The 23717-nt window shown below is 59.4% G+C and carries 19 protein-coding genes; 10 read left to right on the top strand and 9 right to left on the bottom strand.

Going from position 1 to position 23717, the window contains the following annotated elements; translation table 11 throughout:
- Positions 1-25: 25 nt before the first annotated feature.
- From F451_RS0111805 to F451_RS0111785, 5 genes are all read right to left on the bottom strand, one after another.
- Positions 26-979, bottom strand: a complete 954-nt coding sequence (locus tag F451_RS0111805) for a PDR/VanB family oxidoreductase (RefSeq protein WP_020681577.1) — start codon at positions 977-979, stop codon at positions 26-28.
- Between the two features lie 22 nt (positions 980-1001).
- Positions 1002-2057, bottom strand: a complete 1056-nt coding sequence (locus tag F451_RS0111800) for an aromatic ring-hydroxylating dioxygenase subunit alpha (RefSeq protein WP_020681576.1) — start codon at positions 2055-2057, stop codon at positions 1002-1004.
- A 613-nt stretch (positions 2058-2670) separates the two neighbouring features.
- Positions 2671-4239, bottom strand: coding sequence for a sulfatase family protein (locus tag F451_RS0111795; protein ID WP_020681575.1), 1569 nt, complete (start codon positions 4237-4239; stop codon positions 2671-2673).
- Position 4240: 1 nt separating this feature from the next.
- Positions 4241-6148, bottom strand: a complete 1908-nt coding sequence (locus F451_RS25440) for a TRAP transporter permease (RefSeq protein ID WP_020681574.1) — start codon at positions 6146-6148, stop codon at positions 4241-4243.
- A gap of 95 nt (positions 6149-6243) precedes the next feature.
- Positions 6244-7245, bottom strand: coding sequence for a TAXI family TRAP transporter solute-binding subunit (locus F451_RS0111785; RefSeq protein WP_020681573.1), 1002 nt, complete (start codon positions 7243-7245; stop codon positions 6244-6246).
- Between the two features lie 113 nt (positions 7246-7358).
- Here F451_RS0111785 and F451_RS0111780 point away from each other — a divergent pair, with 113 nt between their 5' ends.
- The gene (locus tag F451_RS0111780) at positions 7359-8270 is read left to right on the top strand and encodes a LysR family transcriptional regulator (protein WP_020681572.1); all 912 of its coding nucleotides are present in this window, start codon (positions 7359-7361) and stop codon (positions 8268-8270) included.
- 826 nt (positions 8271-9096) lie between these two features.
- On the opposite strand, the gene F451_RS27755 is transcribed toward F451_RS0111780, so the two are convergent.
- Together F451_RS27755 and F451_RS0111770 are read right to left on the bottom strand one after the other, a co-directional pair.
- Complete coding sequence (locus F451_RS27755) at positions 9097-9261, bottom strand: hypothetical protein (protein WP_020681571.1); 165 nt, start codon at positions 9259-9261, stop codon at positions 9097-9099.
- Between the two features lie 363 nt (positions 9262-9624).
- Positions 9625-10053 (bottom strand): VOC family protein, encoded by a 429-nt coding sequence (locus F451_RS0111770; RefSeq protein ID WP_020681570.1) that lies wholly within the window; start codon positions 10051-10053, stop codon positions 9625-9627.
- 101 nt (positions 10054-10154) lie between these two features.
- Between F451_RS0111770 and F451_RS0111765 the strand changes: the two genes are divergently transcribed.
- Complete coding sequence (locus F451_RS0111765; protein ID WP_020681569.1) at positions 10155-11024, top strand: LysR family transcriptional regulator; 870 nt, start codon at positions 10155-10157, stop codon at positions 11022-11024.
- A 27-nt stretch (positions 11025-11051) separates the two neighbouring features.
- On the opposite strand, the gene F451_RS0111760 is transcribed toward F451_RS0111765, so the two are convergent.
- Complete coding sequence (locus tag F451_RS0111760; protein ID WP_020681568.1) at positions 11052-11852, bottom strand: helix-turn-helix transcriptional regulator; 801 nt, start codon at positions 11850-11852, stop codon at positions 11052-11054.
- 133 nt (positions 11853-11985) lie between these two features.
- On the opposite strand from F451_RS0111760, the gene lhpI reads away from it, so the two are divergent.
- The 4 genes from lhpI (at position 11986) to F451_RS0111740 (ending at position 16213) form a co-directional block, all read left to right on the top strand.
- Positions 11986-12942, top strand: a complete 957-nt coding sequence (gene lhpI / locus F451_RS0111755; RefSeq protein ID WP_020681567.1) for a bifunctional Delta(1)-pyrroline-2-carboxylate/Delta(1)-piperideine-2-carboxylate reductase — start codon at positions 11986-11988, stop codon at positions 12940-12942.
- Positions 12943-13163: 221 nt separating this feature from the next.
- The gene (gene nhaC, locus F451_RS0111750) at positions 13164-14657 is read left to right on the top strand and encodes a Na+/H+ antiporter NhaC (RefSeq protein ID WP_156826456.1); all 1494 of its coding nucleotides are present in this window, start codon (positions 13164-13166) and stop codon (positions 14655-14657) included.
- Positions 14657-15934 carry an NAD(P)/FAD-dependent oxidoreductase gene (locus tag F451_RS0111745; RefSeq protein ID WP_020681565.1) on the top strand — a complete coding sequence of 426 codons (1278 nt, stop codon included), beginning with the start codon at positions 14657-14659 and terminating at the stop codon, positions 15932-15934. Before nhaC (F451_RS0111750) ends, F451_RS0111745 begins: the two co-directional genes overlap by 1 nt.
- A gap of 93 nt (positions 15935-16027) precedes the next feature.
- Positions 16028-16213, top strand: coding sequence for a hypothetical protein (locus F451_RS0111740; RefSeq protein ID WP_026291715.1), 186 nt, complete (start codon positions 16028-16030; stop codon positions 16211-16213).
- A gap of 114 nt (positions 16214-16327) precedes the next feature.
- Here the strand turns inward: F451_RS0111740 and F451_RS0111735 are convergent, their stop codons facing one another.
- A complete protein-coding gene (locus F451_RS0111735) occupies positions 16328-16780 on the bottom strand; it encodes an Lrp/AsnC family transcriptional regulator (protein ID WP_020681563.1) in 453 nt (150 codons plus the stop codon).
- 164 nt (positions 16781-16944) lie between these two features.
- On the opposite strand from F451_RS0111735, the gene F451_RS0111730 reads away from it, so the two are divergent.
- The 4 genes from F451_RS0111730 (at position 16945) to nhaC (F451_RS0111715) (ending at position 23518) form a co-directional block, all read left to right on the top strand.
- On the top strand, positions 16945-17337 hold the full coding sequence (locus F451_RS0111730; protein ID WP_156826455.1) for an NAD-glutamate dehydrogenase domain-containing protein: 393 nt from the start codon (positions 16945-16947) through the stop codon (positions 17335-17337).
- Positions 17338-17788: 451 nt separating this feature from the next.
- A complete protein-coding gene (putA, locus tag F451_RS0111725; protein WP_020681561.1) occupies positions 17789-21406 on the top strand; it encodes a bifunctional proline dehydrogenase/L-glutamate gamma-semialdehyde dehydrogenase PutA in 3618 nt (1205 codons plus the stop codon).
- An 89-nt stretch (positions 21407-21495) separates the two neighbouring features.
- A complete protein-coding gene (locus F451_RS27745) occupies positions 21496-21651 on the top strand; it encodes a hypothetical protein (RefSeq protein ID WP_020681560.1) in 156 nt (51 codons plus the stop codon).
- Positions 21652-21994: 343 nt separating this feature from the next.
- A complete protein-coding gene (gene nhaC, locus F451_RS0111715) occupies positions 21995-23518 on the top strand; it encodes a Na+/H+ antiporter NhaC (protein ID WP_040879750.1) in 1524 nt (507 codons plus the stop codon).
- Positions 23519-23717 lie beyond the last annotated feature (199 nt).

The following is a 23717-nucleotide window of genomic DNA, read 5'->3' as shown; positions in this document are numbered from 1 at the left end:
CGACGGTGCGCTCAGGCGCCGCAGCTTAGATATCCAGCACCAGGCGCTTGCTTTTGGCTCTCGAGCAGCAGGGAGTGAACTGGTCGTTCGCAGCATGCTCGGCGGGTTCCATGAACAGGTCGCGGTGATCTGGTTCTCCCTCCAGTACCCGGGTGAGGCAGGTACCGCAGACGCCGTCCTCGCAGGAATAAGGAATGTCGATATCCTGTTCCAGCAGCACCTGCAGCGCGCTCTTGTCGGCCGGAACCTCGAGTATCTGGCCGCTGCTGCCAAGCTGGATCTCGAAGGCAGCGTCGGCGTCATGATTGACCGGCGCCGCGGCGAAATATTCGCGGTGCACCTGGTCCGCCGGCCAGCCTTGCCGCTCGGCGGTGTCCAGTACGTGATCCATGAAGCCCTTGGGGCCGCAGACATAGATATGGGTGCCGGTTTCCGGGCGGGCCAGCAGGCTGGCCGCATCCAGTTTCTGTGTCGGGTCGCCGTCATCGAAATGGAACTGTACCCGCTTGGCTAAGCCGCTGTCGGCGATGCGCTGGCGGAAGGCCGTACGGCTTTCGGAGCGCGTGCAGTAGTGCATTTCGAACTCGCTGCCGCTGTGTGCCAGTCGCTCGGCCATGCACAGAATCGGCGTGACCCCGATACCTCCGGCGAACAGCAGGCTGCGCGCGGCCTCGTGGGCCAGCGGGAAATGATTGCGCGGCTCGCTGATCTGCAGCCGGTCGCCGGCCTGTACCTGCTCGTGCATCGCTGCCGAGCCGCCGCGGGAGGATGGATCTTTCAGCACGCCGATCTCGTAGCGATGGCTCTCCTCCGGGTGGTTGCACAGCGAATACTGGCGTACCAGGCCGTTCGGCAAATGGACGTCGATATGGGCGCCGGCGCCGAAAGCCGGCAGCGCGGCGCCGTCGGGACGTGCCAATTCGAACCGGAAGATGTCCTCGGCGTCGAGGGTCTTGGAAATAACTTCAATTTCGATCATGGTCAGGTCTCCTGTTCGGGGGTCAGTTGCCGCTGGCCACGGACTCGTTCTGTTCCTGTTCCGCCTTGAGGAGCCGATCCAGGATGCGGCGTGACTGGACGCCACCGGCATCGATATTCAGTTTCAGCAGCTTGCGATCGGGATAGTCGAGCAGGTTCTGCTGCTGCTGTTCGAGCATATCCAGGTCTTCGCCGAAGATTTTGCCCTGGCCTTCGCGGATCTGGGCCGTGAGGTTGGTATCTTCCGGCTTAAATTTGCGGGCCATGCCCCAGAAATACCAGTGGCTGGTCTCGGTTTCGGGGGTTATGAAGTCAACCACGGTGCTGGCCGCCTTGTACTCGTCCGGGGCGTCGTAACCGCCGTGACCGGCATGGGCGACACCGACTTCGATCATGACGTGGCTCGGCGGCGTGAAACGGCAGATCTGCCAGCGGTCCACCGGTACGTCATCGGCCAGGTGGTTCGCTTTCAGGGCCATGCGCCAGAATGGCGGCGCCGTGATGTTGTCCATATAGCGGCTGGTGATCACCTCTTCGCCATTCACCTCGGTGGCGACGGGCGCCTCGTCGATCTCGGGCTGGCCGATGCTGGTGGAGTGAACGTAGGTCTCATGTGTAAGGTCCATGAGGTTGTCGATCATCAGGCGGTAGTCGCAGTTGATATGGTAGAGGCCGCCGCCGTAGGCCCAGTCCGGGTTGTCGGCCCACTCCGGTACGGGAATCAGCTCGGGGTCGGCCTTGGATGCATCGCCGGGCCAGACCCAGACGAAGCCGTAGCGCTCCACCACCGGGTAGTTCTTGATGCACGGAAAGCCCCGAACGCGCTGGCCGGGCATCTCGGCGGTCTTGCCGTCGTTGTCCATTTTCAGGCCGTGATAACCACAGACCAGCAGGCCGTCTTCGACGTAGCCCAGAGAAAGGGGAGCGCCGCGGTGCGGGCAGAAATCTTCAACGGCCGCTGCGCGGCCTTCGGGGCCACGGTAGAAAACCATCTTCTCGCCGCAGATCTGGCGGCCCAGTGGTTTGTCTGCGAATTCGTTCGGGGTGCAGCCGACGTACCAGGTGTTCTTCAGAAACATTTGAGACTCCTCTGGGTGCTTGTTTTATTTTGGATCCAATTATAGGGATATCTTGATTAATATCAAGCTTTCTATCCAATATTGGATCCAATTTGAATTTATAAGGAAGTTCCTTATTGGCTTTTTTTGTTATAGATAGGCCTTTTTCGGCTCGATTTCGGGCTGCTTAGTCAGAGCCGGTAGCTCATGACGTCGCTTGGCATTCGGGAATAGAAGCTTCCGCTTATATGCTGGAAGGCTATTGGATCCAAAATTGCTATAGTCGGTAGCAGGATAAAAGCGATGAATTCACAGCCGTCGGGGCTTGAGGTTTGATATGAGCAAAGCGGGGCAGCGTGTGCTGAGCGCATTGCGACAGATGATCATTTCCGATGAGCTGGCCGCAGGTGAGCGACTGGCCGAAATACCGACCGCCGAACGGCTGGAGGTTTCCGGGACGCCGATGCGTATCGCCTTTCGGGCGCGATGCCGAAACCTTTGCCGGCAGAACGGAACAAGCCGCGGAGCGGCACGTGGTCCGAGTGGAGTCAGCCTGAGAACAGACGGTGCAGAGGCCGTCTCCCGTTAACCGGACCCGGAACTGCCGTCCGGGTCCGAGGGTGCCGGTTGCGCCTCAGGCCCTGCGAATGGCGCGCGGGCTTTCATCCATCGTCGCGGTGATTTCCAGCGCCAGCAGCTCCATCAGTTCACCTTTCTTCTCCCGGGCAGCGGGATCGAACCAGAGGTTGTTCAGGTGCTTCGGGTCTTCTGCCGTGTGGTACAGCTCCCCCCATTCCTCGCCCGGATAGAGGGTCAGGCGCCAGTCGTGGGTGTACAGCGTACGGCTGCGGGAGGCTTTTTTCAGACCCATGCGGGGCACGTTGTCGTTGTGTTCGATCAGCAGTTGCTCCCGGCCTTCGCCGCTTGCCACGTCGGCCAGCAGGTCGCGTCCCTGAATGCCGAAATAGGGGCTGACGCCGGCGCGGGCCATAATGGTCGGGCCGATATCGACGGCGCTGCCCAGATGGTCCGTGACCGTGCCGGGCTCGGCTGTCGGGTCGCGCCAGATAAAGGGCACGCGGTGAATGGATTTGCGCATCCAGGGGCCCTTGAGCAGCATGTTGGCGTCGCCCAGATAATCCCCGTGGTCGGCGGTATAAATGATCACGGTGTTGTCATCGAGCCCCCGGGCCCGGAGCGCGGCCGTGATGCTGCCCACGGCATCGTCGATCATGTCGATCATGCCGCCGGTCAGCGCCATGGCCTCCTTGCAGTGCTGCTCGGTGGCGGCGAAGGCTTCCTGCGGCGTATCCGGATACTCGCCTTTCTCGAGGCGCTGCCGGGCAAATTCCAACAGCGGCGCCGGCGTTTTCAGATCCTCGGCCCTGACGTCCAGCTCAAACTGCTCGGGCTGATACCGGTCCCAGTATTTACCGGGCGGGTTGAAGGGGTGATGGGGATCCGGGAAGGATATGAACAGGAAAAACGGCTCCTCCTCACTGGCCTGCTCGTTGATCCACTCGACGGCCTGGTTTTCGATGTAACGCGTCGGGTAAAGCTCTTCGGGCATCTTGGTCCGCTTGGCCTGGGGGCAGCTGTAGTCATGCTCGAACTGCTCCTTCGGGTCACGCAGTTGCTCCCATTCCGGCGTTTTGCCTCGCAGCCACTGCAGGTAGTGACCACCGGCCCTGTCGCCGTGGTCGGTCACCATATCGACATGGTCGAAGCCGTAGTAGGGCGTCGGGAAGTCGTAACGCTCCGTGCCTTCGTACTGACGCGGTTCCTCGTACACGTACGGCTTAAAGTCGTCCTTCCAGGCTTCCGAAATCGGACCGTTGTACTTTTCTTCCAGGGCCTTGCCGAAGGGGGCATCATTGGAGGTGAACGGCTGCAGATGGCTCTTGCCGATCGCCGCGGTCTGGTAGCCGGAGGCTTTCAGCACCTCGACAAAGGTGTTGGCGCGGCTGGTCAGTGCGCAGCCGTTGTAACGCAAGCCGTGGACGCTGGGGTAACGCCCGGTGAGAATGCTTGCGCGGTTGGGCATGCACACCGGTGACGCGGTGTGGAATTCATCGAAACGAATACCCTGGGCCGCGAGCTTGTCGATATTGGGGGTGTTGAGGACCGGATGTCCGTAACATCCCAGCCAGTCGGCACGCTGCTGGTCGGAGACGATCATTATGAAATTGGGCCTGCGATTCATTTTATACCTCCTTTATCGCCGGGGTTGAGCTGGATGCCAGAATTCGTCGCGCCACCAGCAGGCCGCCGATCACCAGGGCCACCAGCTTGGCGACGACAAAGGGCGACAGCAGTGCCAGTGCCAGTGCAAACAAGACCAGGCGCTCAGGTATGCCCAGCTCGCAGCGGTCGAAACCGATCAGCGCACTGGCGGCCAGGTAGATGGCGGCCAGCAGACTGACGATCGAAATCACCAGGTGCAGCGGCTCCAGCGGGGCGTCGGATGCGGCGCCGAGCAGCAGTGCCGGATCCAGGGCGAAGGCGAACGGGATCAGGAAGATCATCGCGCCGATGCGCGAGCTCTCGACCGCGGTTCCGATCGGTTTGCCCTGGGAAATGGAGGCGGCGGCATAGGCCGCGATGGCCACCGGGGGCGTGATGACGGACGCCACCCCGAAGAAGAACACGAACATGTGCGCGGTCAGCAGGTCCAGACCCAGCTGCTGCAGGGTGATGCCCATGACACTGATAATGGCGATGTAGGCCGGCAGGGTGGGCATCCCCATACCCAGTACCACGCAGCCGATGGCAGCGATGATCAGTGCCATCAGCAGCGACGAGCTTGCCGCCTCGGTCAGCAGTACCCCCAGCTTGGACGGAATTCCGGTTGCTTCCAGCGTCGCCACGACAATGCCGACGATCGAGATCGCAATGATCAGCTGCGCCACGGTATGGCCGCCGGACGACAGGGCGCCGATTAGCTTGGCCGGCTTCTTGCGGATCTCCGGGTTGATCAAGCTCAGCGGAAACAGCAGCAGGATCGCCGAAATCGAGGCGCCGGCCGGCGACATGCCGCTGATCAGCAGCCAGACGATCAGGAAGATCGGTCCGAACACCAGAATCAGGTTCAGCCAGTCCTGGGATTCCGGTTTCTCGGCAGGCTCATCGTCGGTTGCCGAGATATTGAGTCGCTGGGCCTCGAAATAGACCGACATGAACAGGCTGATGTAATAGGCCAGCGCCGGTACCAGAACCGCGGTGATGACACTGAGGTAACTGACGCCGACGATATCGGCCATCACCAGTGCCGCCGCGCCCATGATGGGCGGCAGGATCTGGCCGCCGGTTGAAGCCGCCGCTTCGACGGCACCGGCGAAGTTGGCGGAAAAGCCCCGGCGCCGGATCATCGGAATGGTGACAACGCCGGTTCCGACGACATTGGCCACGGCACTGCCGGAAACCGTGCCGAACAGCGCCGACGCGGCGATCGCGGCGTAGGCCGGGCCTCCACGGAAACCGCGCATCGAGTAGAAGGCGATACGGATCATGGAGCTGCCGGCCCCGGCACCCTCGAGCACGGCGCCCAGAATGATGAACGGCAGTACCGTGGTCAGGACGATGCCCATGATCGAGCCGAGAATGCCCTGGTCGGCGCTGTACCAGAGGTTGGCGGCCAGCGTCTCGCTGATATCGGACGGAATGGTTGCGAAGACGCCGGGCCAGTACTGACCGGTGGCGAGATAAAGCGCGGCGATCATGCCGAGAATCGCAATCGGCGCGCCCCACTGCTTCCAGCAGATGAAGATCGTCAGCGCGGCGGCGAAGGCGGCAATGATGCCTTCCCGTGGACCGAAGAAGTAAATCTCATTCACCAGGACCTGACCGATGTGGTAGCTGTCCCAGCAGACAAAGGCTGTCGCCAGCGCCACGACCGCGAACAGCAGCAGATCGAGGGGACGGTGATGCTTTATCAGGCGGTGGCTCAGGAACGCCATAACGCAGAGCAAGAAAAACAGCGGCCGATACCATTCGATCGCGAAGGGACCGATGCGCGGCAGGACGTCGAAGGTCGGCAGCACATTGCCAAGACCAATCAACGCGATCACCAGCCCGACCAGAAAGCTGAAGCGAGAGTAGAGAGTAGATAGCATGGTGGAACCCGAAAGCTGAGGTGGGATCTGGCCGGCAGCCGGTGGCTGCCGGCCGGTGCGTCCGAACGTGCGAAGGGTCTGTTACATCCGTCTGGCTACATCAGGTCGGCGGGAATCTCGATCCCCTGTTCCTGGTAGTAGCGAGCCGCGCCCGGATGCAAGGGCACGTTCACCCCGGTAAAGGGCTGGGACGGATCGACCTGCTTCATCAGGGCGTTGGCCTGCTTCATCGCGTCGATGTTGTCCCAGAATGCCTTGGTGAGCTTATAGGCGGTATCGTCATTCAGCTTGGTGTTGGTGACCACCATCATCAGCGTCGTACCGGTGTTGATCGCCTGGTCGGCATTGACCTGTCCGGAGTAGGTGTTGGCCGCAATGGTTGCAAGGCCGATGACCTGCTGGCGTTGAAACTCTGTCCAGCCAGGGGAGGCGATGACCTCCTCGCTCACCGACAGAATCCGGATCGGGCGCTGCAGGCTGAGCTCGTTGAGTGCCTGGGAACCGATCGGATAGAAGCCCATATAGACGTCGAACTGGCCGTCCTGGAACCCCTGAAGGGCCGCGCCCCAGGGCAGCTTGATGCCTTCATAGTCGGTACCGGCCACCAGGCCGCCGGAGGCCTGCTCGATCAGTCCGGCGGACTGGTCTGCGGCGGCACCTGCCGGCGCACCGATAAAGACGCGCTTGCCCTTGAGGTCCTTCCAGCTCTCGATGCCGGAATCGGCCCAGACGATGCCGTGCATAGCGCTGGCGGAGAAGCCGAACAGTGCGCGCAGGTTGCCGGACAGTTTTTTCGCCTGATCGGGGCTGCCCTTGTAGGGGCCTGCGCCGGCTTTCATGGCTGTGATGGCGGGTGGTGGGGCAACGGCAAGGTCCAGTCTGCCGGCGGCTACCTTCATGACCGACTTGGTCAGAGACTGCCCCAGCACGACCTGCAGGTCGACACCCTCCTTGGCGGCGTAGGGAGCCATCGACTGTGGCACGATGCCGGTCAGGGAAGCGGAGCCGGCCCCCTCGAAGCCTAGGGACTGTGCCTGGGCGCCAAGGGCAGCTAAGGACAGGATGCCTGCAGCGACGGTGTTTTTCAGAAAGTTCACTGTACAATTCCTCTTATCGTTTTAATTGGACTTGTTGGATACGTTGATCATAGAATCTTTGTGAGATATAAATGAAATTACATTTTACGGTACGGCTATACAGAAATTTATAGATGGATCCGCGCTTACTTAGACAACTGGCTGTAATCGTGAAGCATGGCTCGCTCAGCCGGGCCGCTGAACGACTCAATGTAACCCAACCCACACTGACCCGTGCGATTCAGACCATCGAGCACAAGGTTGGGGGGCCGGTGCTGGTGCGAACGTCCAGTGGTGTACGCCCGACCGAAATAGGCGCCCGCCTTGCAGAAGTCGGTCAACGGATCAGCGACTATGCGGAGCACAGCACGACTCTGATCGCGCAGTGGCAACAGGGACTTGGCGGCGAGATCCGTGTCGGTGCCGGTCCTCTCATCGCCCTGGGTGCGATCAACGGCTTCTTTACGGAAGCCGTTACGGACACCCGCTCGGTACTTCATTTTGTCACGGCAACGGCTTCCACCCTGATCAGGCAGTTGCATGAAGGTGACCTGGATCTGGTGCTGACCCCAGCCAATATCGACGTGGTACAGGACAACCTGACCCGCCAGATCATCTTCCACGACGAAATGCGTATCTTCGCGGGCGTCGACTCCCCTTTTTATGGCCGTAAATCGTCCATTGAGCCCGAGATATTGAAATCTCAGCCCTGGATCGCGTCGGGCGCCAGCTCAGGAATCTTCGAAGCCCTCGATGCAGGACGTTTCAGCGGCCCGGCCCGGATGATCTTCACCGGCGGGATCGATATGGTGATATCGCTGTTGCAGCGCAGTGATGTGGTCGTGACGCTGCCTTACCGTATGACCATGCTCTCCGAGCGTCTCAACGACGATCACGTGTTGAGCGTCAAAACCCTGTTGCCAACGCGGGACATTGCCCTCTGGGTTCCTCAGCGCAACCTTGAGCGCCCGGACGTGATGGATGTCGCGGAGCGTCTGAAGCGTTACTTCCTGAATCTCGACAAAACATCGGTCGGCAGCAGCTGAAAAGCGGCAACGGAGAGGATTTCGCTGTCATTGGCATCATGGTGCCGCCCTGAATGTCTGGAAAAGGCTTCCGTTCATGTCGACTGGCGAAGCGACAGAGCGAAATTAGTTTTTCGAGTCCCGACACCCGTATATGCGGCAGTGCTGGATGCGGAGCCACCGCCCTTTGTCTGGGTGCCCTTATAACGTGCTACTACAGCGGCCGCTCTGTGCCGTTAATTGACGCTCAGACTGTATTGACTGTCAGGCGGTCATCCAAAGTGCTCTTCCACCTACAAATGCGAGGTTGTCTTTCCGGGGAGGTGGTCGCGACTGAACCTGGTTGGAAAAGGCTTGTTCATGTCCGGTGCGTTGGTAGAGCGTACGAATCTAATGAGGCGTGACAACATGGCATCCGGTTTACTTGCTCAGCTCGGCTGAATGCGGCTCGTTCTGTCAGGCGAGTTCCAAGACATACCGCTGTCTAGCACTGCCTTAACGGCAGTTAGTGGACGTCAAAAGACTTTAGTGGTTTTAGCCGACTTGTCTTGTGGGTAGGGGCGGTACAGAATGCGGTCTTATCCCGTTGAACGAACGGGAAGAATCTGTTTGTTAGCAATGGGTTGGGTGCTGCGTTAGTTGCCCTTCACCCGCTCCAAGTCGTCATCCCATCAGGCCCCACACTTTCCTGAAAGATCGCGCTAAATCAACAGATACGGACTTACTGGATCGGCTATAACGCCGAACTGCGGTTGCTGTGCTTAGGTATACCCACTGCCCGGCAATGGTCACCACGACGACACTGCCGTTACCCAGTGATCTTTTCCAGTTTAAAGACAAAAGCCTTTTACCTTTTACCTGAATCCAGCGAGCGCGGGATAAGCACGCTCAGGGAGGCCGCGAGCAACAAGGTCGCGCTCAGGCTGAAGGTGCTCTGATAACCGTAGTGGTCAAACATAATGCCGTCGACAGTCGATCCCTGCCCGGTGGCGAGCTGAGCAAAGGCCGTCATTAAACCGCGCCGAAAAGACGCGGCCAGCCTGAAAGGTTGTCGACTCGGGTAACAGGTGTCTCGGGACAGTAGGCTGGTTATTAACCCGCGTTCTTCTCGGGGCGCAGAATGCGTTGAATCGCCTGTTTAACGCGGAGTCCTTCTGCTTTACCGTTGGATCCGAGAGTCCATCCCAATTCAGTCGTGAGTACAGTCGCCTTTATGGAACGCCACCCAAACGTGATATCGAAGACTTGCGCAACAGATCCAGCGGGCTGGGGCTAGCTGAGTGAAAGGCTCAGTGCGAATGACACACCTTGTGCCGTCACCGTGCGATCGGCTCTATGATTCCGGAGGACTTTGACAGTACAAGGCGGTCATGGCTTATTTGGCAAACAGCTGACCGATGTCCTTGAAGGCTTTCAGTTCAATGGCGTTGCCGGCCGGGTCGTTGAAGAACATGGTGGCCTGTTCGCCGGGCTGTCCCCTGAACCGAATGTACGGGGAGATAACGAACTCGACACCGGCCTGCGTCAGGCGGTCGGCCGTTTCCTGCCATTCCTCCATTGATAGCACGACCCCGAAATGGCGCACCGGAACGCCATGGCCGTCGACGCTATTGGTGTGTCCCTTGCCCGTTTCCTCAGGCGCCAAATGCGCCACGATCTGATGGCCGTGAAAGTTAAAATCGATCCAGTCGGGCGAACTGCGGCCTTCGCCACAACCGAGCAGGCCCGTGTAGAAGCCGCGTGCAGCTTCGAGGTCGTCGACGGGAAAGGCGAGGTGAAAGGGGCGAATGGGTTGCGTGTTCATAGGTAACTCCCGGGTGATGTTGTACGCAGGATAGAATTTTCCAAGATAAACGAAAAACTGTATATTTTTGCGGTGAGATCAAAATAATCTTATGAGTCGCCATGATCACCGAACTCAGAACGCTTGTTGCCGTTGCTCGATATGGAACCTTTGCGGCGGCAGGGGCGCGAATAGGCCTGACCCAGGCCGCCGTCAGCGGGCAGATGAAGCGTCTTGAGGACAAGCTGGGCATGCAGCTTTTCGACCGGACCGGTCGCTCGGCAACGCTGAACCCTGTTGGCCACACCGTACTGGCGAGGGCTGGCGAGGTGCTGGCGCTTATCGAGAACCTGGCCGAACCTGCAGACTGGTCATCAAGTACGGGTCGCTTGCGCATCGGGGCCATTTCGTCTGTACAGCCGACCCTCCTCAAGCGCGCTTTAAAGGCGTTTCACACCGCGTTTCCCCGCTTTCATATTCAGGTTGTACCGGGCACCTCCCTGGAACTGCTGGACCGGCTGGATGCAGGCGAACTGGAGCTGGCCGTGATGGTGCGCCCGGGCTTCGGTTTGCCGCAGAGCCTGGTCTGGGAGCCCCTGCTTGAAGAACGTTTCGTCTTGGTCACGCCGCCCGCGATGCCGGTTTCGCATTGGCAGAAGACGTTGAATGAACAACCTTTTCTGCGCTACAGCCGCCATTCGTTTGGCGGACGTCAGGTTGAACGCCTGCTTGAGCAACAGGGGGCAGGTGTTATCGAGTGGGTCGAAATCGACGACATTCCGGCCCTGTTGAGCATGGTGGCTGATGGCATGGGTGTCGCCATACTGCCGCAAGCCGAAGCCTACGCCGACCTCTTCGATCGTGTGACTGTCACTGAACTGGAGGACGTCGGGATCGTCCGGGAGATTGGCATTCTGGCTTCGCCGGTCCGTGGCGAGCCGATTACCCAGCTCATCAACGAGTGCCGCAAGGCAAGGACAAGCGCGGCATGACTCGCCCTAGTGGCCCAGGGCGCCAGATCAGCCCGGCGCTTGAAATGCGCGCCGTGCGGTGCCCGGTGTCTCGTTGAAGCGGCTCTTGTAGGCACGCGAAAAGCTGGAGGCATCGGCGAAGCCGACTTCGAGTGCGACGGCGGCGAGCGGCATTCGGCTGTTGAGCAGCAGATAGCGGGCGCGCTGCAGTCGTCGCTGCATCAGGTACTGCTGTGGTGTGACGCCGAACTGGCGCTGGAACAGGTGATGGAAATGGCTTTCGCTCAGGTTCATGGCGTTCGCCAGTTCCATATTGCTGGGTGGCTCTGCAAGCTGGCTGTCGATATAGCGGTTCAGCTGAGTGGCGTCGAGGCGCGTCCGGGCCGGGGCTTGAGCCGTGTCGCTCAGGTACAGCTGGCACAGCTGCGTCATGAAAAGGGATACCAGCTGACAGCTGACCAGGGCATTGCTGCGGCCTGTGCCGCGCTGCAACTGCGAAGCGGCAAAATCCAGCAGTGGAAGCGTATCGGCATCCAGAACAATGAATTCCGGCCGCTGGAACAGGGTCTCGCTGAACTGCAGGCCGCAGGCCGCTTCGAGAGAGGCGATGTAGGGATCGGCCAGGGCTACGTCAATGACCAGCAACTCGCTGCTGTCACTTAACCCTTCATACAGGTGATTCGCCGAGGTCGGCACAATGGCTGCCGTACCGCTGGCAAGGCGCCCGCCTGTGTCGGTGAAGTGGCAGTTCATCCGTCCGCGCCATCCAATCAGTACCTGGGCGTAATCATGACTGTGTTCGCCGCTCTTGCGAGCGATCAGGTTGCGACGTGCCTGGCTGTTATTCATCGAATCAGGTTCCGCACCCGGTGTGCATGGAGTCGTTCCGTAGCCTGGGTATAGAACATCAGTGCCTCGGTCAATGGCAACGCATTTGGATTCGTTACCATGAAGTAACAGAATAACAGCCGGAGAAACCGTTATGCAATTGAATGCCGAGCAGGTCTGTAATGCACTGCCCTGGGACCTGATGATCGATGCGCTGAACGATATTTTTGCCCGTGACGATGTCTGTTCGCCGGTGCGACACCATCACAGCATCGACGTACCCAGTGAGCCGCAAGCCACGCTGCTGCTGATGCCGGCCTGGATCCCGGGCGAGTACCTGGGCGTCAAGCAGGTCAATGTGTTTCCCGGCAACAGCGCCCGCCATCAGCCGGGCCTGAGCAGCCATTACCTGCTCAGCTGCGGCCGAACCGGCAACCCGTTAGTGCAGCTCGAGGGTAATGAAGTCACCGCCCGCCGCACCGCTGCGGCCTCGGCGCTGGCATCGCGCTTTCTGTCCCGCGAAGACAGCCAGGAGCTGCTGATGGTCGGTGCCGGCCGCATGGGCCGCCGGCTGATTCCGGCCCACATGACAGTGCGCCCGATCTGCCGCGTCAGTGTCTGGGATCGCAACGAAGCCGCATCCCAGGCACTGGTTGACGAATTGCGGGCCGCCGATATCGATGCCCGAGTGTGTCCGACCGACCAGCTGCAGCAGGCAGCGGGTAACGCGGATATCATCAGTTGTGCGACCCTGGCCACGGATCCCGTGATTCTGGGCGACTGGCTCAAGCCCGGCGCCCACCTTGACCTGGTCGGCAGCTTTACGCCGACGATGCGTGAAACCGACAACCGGGCCATGCAGCGTAGCGCGGTCTTCGTCGATACTCGGGCAGGTGCGCTGAGCGAAACCGGCGATCTGATTACCCCGATCCGCGAAGGCGCGATTACGCCCGAGCATATCCACGCAGAATTCGCCGACCTGTGCCGCGGCCGGCACCAGGGGCGCACGTCGCTGGCGAATCCGCAAAGTGCCATCACCCTGTTCAAGTCCGTAGGCGATTCGCGCGAAGACCTTGCGGCAGCGATCCTGGCGTACCGGAACCAGGAATAGAAAAGTGCTGCCTGGGCTCATCCTTTTGGGTGGCCCTTCTTTTGTACAGGGATGTACGTCACCGATGTTTGCTCCCGCAATCTCGATATTTCCGTGAGCGCTGGCGTTCAGCCTGCGGGCTCAGACGTATACACGGCTGCAGGGGTGCGGAGCAGGGTCTATTAACATCGACAATAAAAAAGGATGAAGACGGCGATCTCTCATCTTGCGGAGTTAAGTACATGAAACAACAAGCCCCCCAAAATGCAATGCCCAACCTCTGGGTTGCACTGATACCCATCGTGCTGACCATTGGCTTGCTGGGCCTGCAGATCTTTTATTATGACGACTTCACACCCCATATCGCCCTGGCGATAGGCTTTGCCATTACCGGCCTCGTTGGCTGGTCTCAGGGGTACCGCTGGAAGGACATCGAAGCCGGCGCGTTTCATGTGTTGCACGTGGCGATGCCGTCGATTGCGACCCTGATCGTGGTCGGCATGCTGGTCAGCACCTGGATCGCCAGTGGGACGGTTCCGCTGTTGATTTATTACGGGCTCGATATGATTGATCCGGCCTGGTTCCTGGCCGCTTCCATGCTGCTGTGTTCGGTGGTGTCGCTGTCGATCGGTTCAAGCTGGACCACCGTTGGCACCATCGGTCTGGCGCTGGTCGGCATTGGTACGGCTTTCGGTATTCCGCTGTACTGGACAGCCGGTGCCGTTGTTTCCGGGTCCTTCTTTGGAGACAAGATCTCACCGCTGTCGGATACGACCAACCTTGCGGCGGCCGTGACCGAAACCAATGTGTTTGATCACATCCGCAACATGATGCCGACCACCATCCCGGCGATGGTCATTGCATTTGTGATCTACCTGCTGGTGGGCGGCCAGGCCAATGTGGACGCGTCCCAGCTGGAGCAGATTCGCCTGTACAAGGCCGGTCTGAGTGAGCATTTCGATCTCGGCTTCCTGCCGCTGATTCCGTTGCTGACGGTCATTGGCATGGCGTTTTTCAAGGTTTCGCCGATCCCAGCGCTCTTTACAGGCTTCGTGATGGGCGGCCTGGTGGCCGCGGTTAACTACGGCTATGGCTTGAACGATATCCTTACCATCGCCCACAGCGGTTTCAAGATCAGCACGGATTCCGACGCATTGGACAGCCTGTTGAACCGTGGTGGTGTTGCATCGATGACCTGGGTGGTGACCCTGATGATGTTTGCCCTGGCGTTCGGTGGGGCACTGGAAAGGACCCGTTGCCTGGAGTCGGTTGTCAGCGCAATCATGCAGCGCATCAGGGGTTTTCGCGGGTTGCAGACCAATGCGATTCTGACTTCGGTGGCGACCAACATCGTTTCCGGCGATGTTTACCTGTCGATTGCGCTGCCGGGTCGCATGTACGGACCTGAATACAACAAGATGGGGTACAGCCGCCTTAATCTGTCCCGTGCAATAGAGGAGGGCGGAACCCTGGTGTCGCCGCTGATTCCCTGGAATGCCGGCGGTGCCTTCGTGATCGGCGCGCTGGGGTTGACGGTTGTTTCCGGTGATTACAGCAACCTGCTCTATGCACCTCTGGCCTTTGCCTGCTGGTTGTCGCCGGCGATCGGTATCCTCTATGCGCAGACCGGCTGGTTCTCGCGCCGCGCCGATGACAGCGGGGTGCCAGTACCGGGCGGGCCGACGCAAGACAATGGCGCTAAACCAATGAAACAAGCTGTGAAAGGGCTCGCCTGATGAAACACCTCGGCTCGGAATCCGGGCCTGCAGGCAGGCCCGGTACGGTGGCGATTGTCGGTGGCGGGATAGTGGGGCTCTGTACGGCGCTGGAAGCTCAGCGCCAGGGGTTCGAGGTGACCCTGATTGACCGGGAGGCGCCTGGGAAGGGCGCATCCTTTGGTAATGCCGGTTACCTGGCCACCGAGCTGGTCGAGCCGCTGTCCAGTGCGAAAACGCTGCGTTCGGCGCTGTCGATGTGGCTGAATCCGCACGGGCCGCTGGCGCTGCCGCTGGGTTATCTGCACCGCATCCTGCCCTGGCTGGCACGTTTTGTGGCGGCGGCGCGTCCGGCGCAGGTGGAGCGGTCGCGCCAGGGGCTTGTGGCGTTGAACCGTGCGGCTGTGCCCGCCTGGCAGCGTTGCCTGGATGACATTGGCGCCAGTGAGCAGCTGTGCCGTTCCGGCTACCTGCTGGTGTGGGAGTCGGCCCACCGGCTCGAGGATGCCCGCCGTCATGCCGACTACTTGCAACGCTGGAATGTCCCCACCGAACTGGTGCGCGGAGCACGGCTGGCCGAGCTTGAGCCGGCGCTGGCGGGCACTGTCAGCCATGCGCTCTACTTTCCCGAGGCGTGCCAGGTACGCGAACCCTTTCGGTTGTGTCAGCTGCTGTTTGCGGCTTTTCAGGCGCGCGGTGGATCTTACCTGCAACAACCTGTTGGCGCCTTGCAGCCTGCAAGCGATGGCGTGGTGCTGCAAACGGACACGGGGAACTTGAATTTTGATCGGGCTATTGTCTGTACGGGCGCCTGGAGCAAGCAGCTGTTGCAGACGGCGGGCATCAATGTGCCGCTGGAAGCTGAACGGGGCTATCACCTGAGCTTCGATGCCGGCGTCAACTCATTGCAGCGGCCGATCGGCTCGGCGGAGCGGCGGTTTGTCATGAGCCCACTGGACTCGGGGCTGCGCGCTGTGGGGTTCACCGAGCTGGGCGGTTTGAAGCTCAAACCCGTTCGGCAGCGGTTCGCGACCTTGCGTCGGCACAGCCAGGCGTTGTTGCCCGAACTGGCCGATCCGGCTATGGACGTGCGTGAGTGGATAGGGCACCGGCCGACGCTGCCCGATTCGCTTCCAGTCATCGATTTCCACCCGCAATATGAGCGGCTGCTGTTTGCCTTCGGCAATCAGCACCTGGGCCTTACCCAGGCTGCCATCAGTGCCGAGCTCGTGGTTAGCCTGATGAAGGGTATGCAGCCACCGATTGATCCGGAGCCATACAGCGTCGCGCGTTTCTAAAACAGGAGACTGCGCTCGCTGCTGCCTTAATACAGGGTTGTCCTCATGGAGAGTGAGGGCTATAAAGTCGTCTTCTTAAGACAGGGGTGGACCGTGGGAATTTTGCTGCACAACTACAATATTGTTCGCATCACCGATGGCAGCAATATTATTGAATGCACGATCATAAAAATGTGCCTGGATTATGCGGTCGTCAAGTACAAGGGAGCGCAGTACAAAATCACCTATGACCTAGTCGATAAAGTGGTTGGCCACGAGCTCCTGCTTCCTTACAGTTAACATCTGAACCGGTGCCGCCGGGCAATCCATCCATGCTCAGGGAGCCTTGATCCTGCCCGGTATTGCCAGAGGATGCCGATGGCGGGGGCGTCCTGCCATCCTGTTCCCCTGGACCTATAATGCGACGTCTTTGACGTTTTCCATCACCACGAAGGTGGTGGTTTGCAGCACATGTGGCAGAGCGGATATTTCCTCGCCCAGAACCGCGCGATAGGAGGCCATGTCTTTCGTGCGTATCTTCAGCAAATAATCGAACCCCCCCGCAATCATGTGGCATTGCTCCACTTGTGCAATCTTGCAGACTGCTTCGTTAAAAGCCGCCAGTGCCTTGCTGCTGGTGCTGTTGAGTGTCACCTGGCAAAAGGCGATGTGGTTGCGTCCCAGTTTGCTTTGGTTAACCAGCACGGTATAGCCCGTGATGTAGCCTTCTGTTTCAAGGCGGCGCAGGCGTACCTGGCAGGGTGTCTTTGACAGACCCACCCGGGACGCGAGCTCGGTGACCGTGATCCGGGCATTTTTCTGCAATTCACTGATGATTTTCAGATCTGTTCTGTCCAGAATTCCCATAATTTCGTCTTTTGTCCAAAAAAATGTTTCTTTATGGTCGAATCGTTTTTAATTTTGCTGAAAATTAATTCTATTGTCCTGTAAGTCGAATGTATAGAGAGAAAATGCCCTCCCAGGCTCGCGTAGAATGGTGTGGTTGTCTGTCGATGCTCAGGTGATCCTGCATCCATCCGGGGTCCGTCTGGCTTGATCGGCAGATTCGTGCCTTTACGGCGACCAGTCACTGGCAGGCGCTGGCGGCCAGCAGTTATCGCAATGAGCTTGATGACCAGCTACGTGCCCTGACCCAGGGCGTGCTCGACATGGCGCAGGAGGACCGGGAGAAGCCCGGGGTTTCTGCTGTGCTTGAGTACGGGTTCAAGCACCGGCACGTGGTGCTCGCCCGCTGGCACCCAACGCTGGCCGAAATTCAGGAGATGAAAGCGGTCGACTGTGGCGTATTTTCCGTTGCATTGAGGGGTCTGCCGGAGCTTGCCTGGGAGGCTGGGCTGGAGCGCTCGACCTGCTGCGGGTCATTTGGGGTTGTCGGTTTTTTGTACAGTTTTAAGCTACGTTAAATAAGGTCGTTATTTGCAGGCCGCCTTCTTGTGGCTTGTTCGGTGGGAAGTCAACCGTGTACGTCGGCAATGCCGCCGATTTATCGCTTTTAAACACCGCAATAAGCAGCCCAAGTCAGCCGGCTCTCATGACGGCGAACATTTTCGGGCGGCTTGCTGGGTTCGATCGCCGGCTTACCGGCGCGTGGCCCCTGAGCCGCCCCAGCCTGCACATCCTTGCGTCGGTTTTTTTCGGGAGGGCATTGGTTTTCAGATTGCTGTGGATGACGCGGGCTGCAGGGCATGGTTAGGTCGAATTAACTAAAACTTAATATTTTAGTAGTCATAAATAACAAATAGTTATTTTTATAAAGTTCAATTGAATTGCCATTTTGCCATCTATAGGGAAATTGTTTTTTCGCAGGTGAGTAGAATGGATCTATTGAGATTTTCATACATAGGAGAAGGGCAGATGAATAACACAACGCTGTCGATGGCCGATTGCCGGCAGACAATTCGTAGTCACTACCTGGCGGATGAAACGACGGTTATCAAAGCATTGGTTGCCAATGCCTGCATCTCCTCCGACGTCCGTCGTCGCATCTCGGCGCGTGCTGCCGAGCTGGTCCGTGACGTTCGCGCCAATTCCACCCCGACCATGATGGAAAAATTCCTGGCGCAGTATGGCTTGACCACCAAAGAAGGCGTGGCGCTGATGTGTCTGGCCGAAGCGCTGTTGCGCGTGCCGGACAAAAGCACGATTGACGCGCTGATTGAAGACAAGATCTCCTCCGGCAAGTGGGGCGATCACCGCGGACAGTCGAACTCCTCGCTCATCAACAGCTCTACCTGGGCACTGTTGCTGACCGGTAAGCTGCTCTCGCCGGTTGACCCGCAGGGGTTGGCCAATACATTACGCGCAATGGTCAAGCGCATGGGTGAGCCCGTGGTGCGGACCGCCGTCGCGCAGGCGATGAAAGAAATGGGGCGTCAGTTCGTACTGGGACGCGATATTCAGGAAGCGGTCAAGCGCGCGAGCAAGTACGAGTCCCGCGGCTACACCTACTCCTACGATATGCTGGGCGAAGCGGCCCGCACCGATGCGGATGCACTGCGTTATCACCGCTCCTATTCAAATGCGATTGCGGCGCTGGCGCCGAGCTGTGTACACGATGAGATCCGCAACAATCCCGGTATTTCGGTCAAGCTGTCTGCACTGCATGCCCGGTATGAATTCGGCCAGAGAGACCGGGTCATGGGTGAGCTGGTGCCCCGTGCGCTTGAGCTGGCCAAACAGGCTAAAGCGGCCAATATGGGCTTCAATATTGACGCGGAAGAGGCGGATCGTCTGGACCTGTCCCTCGACGTTATAGAAGCTGTGCTGTCCGATCCTGAACTGGCGGGCTGGGATGGCTTTGGTGTCGTGGTGCAGGCCTTCGGACCGCGTGCCTCTCACGTGCTCGACTGGCTGTACGCGTTGTCCAGCAAACTGGACCGGCGCATCATGGTGCGGCTGGTGAAAGGCGCCTACTGGGATGCGGAAATCAAGCGCGCCCAGATTATGGGGCTGCCGGGCTTTCCGGTATTTACCCGCAAGGTCAACAGTGACCTGTCCTATATCGCCTGCGCCAAGAAACTGCTGGGCATGACCGATCGTATCTATCCGCAGTTCGCCACCCACAATGCCCATTCGGTTTCGGCCATTCTGGAACTGGCCGAGGGGCGGGACTGCTTTGAATTCCAGCGTCTGCACGGCATGGGTGAATCGCTGCACGATGCGATCGTCAGCAAGAAGCAGGCACGCTGCCGTATTTATGCACCCGTGGGTGCGCACCAGGATCTGCTGGCCTACCTGGTTCGGCGCCTGCTTGAGAACGGTGCCAACAGTTCTTTCGTCAACCAGATTGTCGATACCCGCATCAAGCCCGAAGATGTTGCCCGTGACCCGTTCGATGCGGTCGAGGCGATGGGGGATTCACTGTCGAGCAAGGCGATCGTTCGACCTGCCGCGCTTTACGGTGCCGAGCGTCGTAATGCCAAGGGCTGGGATATCACCGACCCGGTAGAAGTCGCGGAGATTGAAGCAGAGCGGGGTCGCTTCAAAACCTGCCAGTGGCAGGGCGGCCCGGTACTGGGCTGCGAGGTTAAGGGTGGGGAAGTGCAGGAAGTGCGCAATCCGGCTGACCCTTCAGACCTGGTGGGGCATGTCACCCAGGCATCCAAAGAAGATATCGAGGGTGCTATCGAGGCTGCACAGTCAGGCTTTGAGGCCTGGTCTGCGCTGTCGGTTGAGGAGCGTAGCGCCCGTATCCGCCGCGTAGGCGACCTGTTTGAAGCCCATGCGCCTGAGCTGTTTGCGCTGTGCACCCGGGAAGCCGGCAAGAGTCTGCTGGATGCCATCGCTGAAATCCGCGAGGCCGTCGACTTTGCCCGCTACTATCCCAACGAAGCGGAGCGCAACAAGGATTTCGGTGCCGGTCGTGGTGTGATCACCTGTATCTCGCCCTGGAATTTCCCGCTGGCCATCTTTGCAGGTCAGGTGCTTGCGGGGCTTGCGGCGGGAAATGCCGTTATCGCCAAACCCGCCGGCCAGACTGCGCTGATTGCGACCCGTGCTGTCGAGCTGATGCATGAAGCCGGGATTCCGAAAGCCGCCATGCAGCTGTTGCCCGGTGGCGGCAGCACGGTCGGCGCGGCGCTGACCTCCGACCCGCGCATTGCAGGCGTCTGCTTTACCGGATCGACTGCCACGGCACAGCACATTAACAAGGTGATGGCCCAATCCATGGCGCCGGATGCGCCTCTGGTCGCCGAGACCGGCGGTTTGAACGCCATGATCGTGGATTCAACGGCCCTGCCTGAGCAGGTGGTGCGTGACGTGCTGGCCTCGTCCTTCCAGAGTGCGGGGCAGCGCTGCTCAGCCCTGCGGATGCTCTATGTTCAGAAGGATATCGCCGATCACCTGCTGGAGATGCTGTTCGGTGCCATGGACGAGCTGCGTGTGGGTAACCCCTGGCCGCTCTCCACCGACGTGGGGCCGGTTATCGATCTGGCGTCAAAGCAGAAAATCGAGGCGCATTGCAAAAAGTTCGCGGCCAGAGGGCGCGTGCTCAAGCAGCTGCCCATTCCCGCTGAAGGCCTGTTCGTAGCGCCGACGGTGATCAAGCTCGACGGAATTCACGAGCTGGAAGAGGAAATCTTTGGGCCAGTCCTGCACGTTGCCACTTTCGAGGCTGACGAGATCGACCAGGTGGTCGACCAGATCAATGCCCAGGGCTTCGGACTGACCTTCGGTCTGCATACCCGTGTCGACAAGCGGGTCGAGCGCATCATCAACCGCGTTAAGGTCGGCAATATCTACGTCAACCGCAACCAGATCGGTGCCATCGTCGGTTCCCAGCCCTTTGGTGGCGAGGGGCTTTCGGGTACCGGTCCCAAGGCGGGTGGCCCCCAGTATGTGCGCCGCTTCATGAAGACCGAATCGGCTCAGGGGGTTGAGATTTCTGCGGCCGAAACGGTCACCGCGCAGCAGTTACAAAGTGCGATCAACCAGCTGAATGGCCAGGAATGGTCAGTGGCCAAGGATCGTGCGCAGCGGCTTGAGCCGATCTTTGGTGCCGTGCCCGCGGCGCTGGATGCCGCACCGGAAGAGATGCCGGGGCCGACCGGTGAGCTCAACCGTCTCTCCTGTCGTCCGCGCGGCGTGATTGTCTGTCTGGGACCCGACCTTGCATCGGCAATGCAGCAGGCCGGCATCGCGCTGTCGCAGGGCAATACGGTGGTGGTGGTGGCTCCTGGTGCGTCGCAGGCGCTGGGCGCGGCAGAGGCTGCAGGCATTCCCGTGAAGGGACTGGATGGCCTGATTCAGCCCGCGGCACTGCAGACCGTTGACGGTTTCGTCGCCGTGGTCAGCGCGGCCCCGCTGCAGACGCTGCGCGAATACCGCGTGGCTCTGTCGCAACGCGACGGCGCCTTGTTGCCGCTGCTCACTCAGCAGGATGCGCCCGAGCGTTTTGTGATCGAGCGTCATCTCTGTGTCGATACCACCGCCGCGGGCGGCAACGCAAGCCTGATTGCCGCCTCGGAATAAGTTCCCCAGGCACCTGACGGCTGGCTCCCTGCCATGAAGGCAGGGCGACAGCCGTCGTTTTTCACTGCAACGCATGAGGAGATGCGGTCTTGGAAAATTCCCGCGCAGTATTCGTAGATACACCGTCTCACGGCTTTTACAGCCATGAGTCCGAAGCACAGAAGACGTCCGACGACCTTAAGCCGCGCGATGCGCAGCTTGACTGGGACGACGAAGATACCTGCTTTATCCGTTCTTCCAACTGAACCACAGCAGGCTCAATTTTGAGCCTGTACGGTGGAACGGTTGGTTCCACGCCTCTGATCACAGGGGCACATCTAATAACCAATAACTAAAAATCTTATCAGCGATGGCGGTTCGTACCGCTGCATCGTTCGTCATTTAATTGCCAGCGGACTTGATACGCCCGACGTTGTATCCCTGATGTTTTCTGATCCATCTGTATGGATCGGTTACTAAGCGGGGGAGTGTCACGCCTTGGTAGCTGCAAAACAGCGGCGACCAGAGTGAGGTGGGTCATGTCATTACTAATTAGAACAAGAATTGACTAGAGCAACCCCAAAAAGCGATTACATGAGGTGAACTAACATGACAGATCCATCGAAAACGGAAAGCAGACTGCCCAGTCTTCCATTGGCCCTGACGCCCATTGTCCTGACGCTGTTGGTACTCGGTATTCAGCTATTCTATTTCGGCGATTTTACCCCGCATATTCCCCTGGCGCTTGGTTTGTCGATCACGGCCCTCGTCGGAATAAAGCTCGGGCTGAAGTGGCGCGATATCGAAGACGGTGTTTTTCACGTCATTCATGTTTCCCTGCCCTCTGTGTCCGTGCTGATCTGTGTCGGCATGATAGTTGGCGTATGGATTGCCAGTGGCACCGTTCCCACGCTGATTTACTACGGCCTTACTCTGCTGACGCCGCAAATATTCCTGGCCGCAGCGATGCTGCTCTGCTCTGTCGTTTCACTGGCACTGGGCACATCCTGGGGTACCGTCGGCACTGTGGGTCTGGCTCTGATGGGTATCGGGGCCGGTTTTGATATTCCGATGTACTGGACAGCCGGCGCGGTGGTCTCGGGAGCCTTTTTTGGCGACAAGGTCTCGCCACTGTCGGACACGACCAATCTCGCCCCGGCCGTGACCGGAACGGACGTCTTCTCTCACATCAAGAACATGATGCCGACGACAATCCCGGCCATGCTGATCGCCTTCGCGATTTATCTCTTCGCGGGCTTTGCCCTCATTGAGCAGGATGGTGCCTCCTTCGACAAGATCAATGCCATTACCGCGTCCTTGCAGGACAACTTCACGATCTCGGCCTGGCTGCTGCTGCCCGCTGTTCTGGTTATTGTGCTGGCCGTCAAGCGTATGCCCCCCATTCCGTCGCTCTTCGCGGGCGTTCTGGCGGGTGCCGCAACGGCGATGCTGGTGCAGGGTGCCGGGCTGCACGATGTCTTTACGTATGGTAACAGCGGCTATTCGATCGATACCGGTGTCAGTGAGATAGACAGCCTGCTCAACCGGGGGGGTATCCAGTCGATGATGTGGACGATTTCCCTCGTGCTTATCGCACTGGGCTTTGGCGGTGCGCTGGAAAAGACCCGCTGCCTCGAGGCGATCATTGGCGTGATCATCACCAAGGTGCGCGGGTTTGCAGGTGTGCAAACTGCGGCCGCAGCTACCTCGGTTGCTACCAACCTGGTTGCCGGTGACCCTTACCTGTCCATCGCGCTGCCGGGTCGCATGTATGCACCGGTCTACAGAGGCATGGGGTATTCGACCCTGAACCTGTCACGCGCGATCGAGGAAGGCGGTACTCTCGTCTCGCCGCTGGTTCCCTGGAACGCCGGCGGTGCCTTCGTGATCAGTGCGCTGGGGCTTGGTATTGCGGATGGGAATCTTGAAAACCTGCTGTACATCCCGCTGGCCTTTGCATGCTGGGTATCTCCGCTGATCGGCATAGCCTATGCCAATCTCGGAATGTTCTCGCCACGCGCAAGCGAGGCTGAACGCAGGGCCTGGGCAGAAAACGATGAGCTCATTACCGATCTGAACGATGTCGACTGGGTTGATGACGGTGTGACAGCTGCAACTTCCCCGGTACGCTAGCCGTTATTTAATCTGATGTGCAAAAAGGGTTCATTCTGAACCCTTTTTGCAGTTCGGCGCCGATTTTCGCGAGACCCGAAGAGAGGGCGGACTGCGCGTCGGAACCCGTTTCATTACGTTGGTCATTTGCTTGCCAGGCGAGGGCTGCCGGATTTTCAAGATTACCCCTGGGTGAGATTCACTCTAAACTGAGAGTAAC

The sequence above is a fragment of the Marinobacterium rhizophilum DSM 18822 genome, from assembly GCF_000378045.1.
Lineage (GTDB): Bacteria > Pseudomonadota > Gammaproteobacteria > Pseudomonadales > Balneatricaceae > Marinobacterium_A > Marinobacterium_A rhizophilum.
Note: the sequence above shows the minus strand (reverse complement) of the source record. Positions and strands in the feature narration are given on the sequence as shown.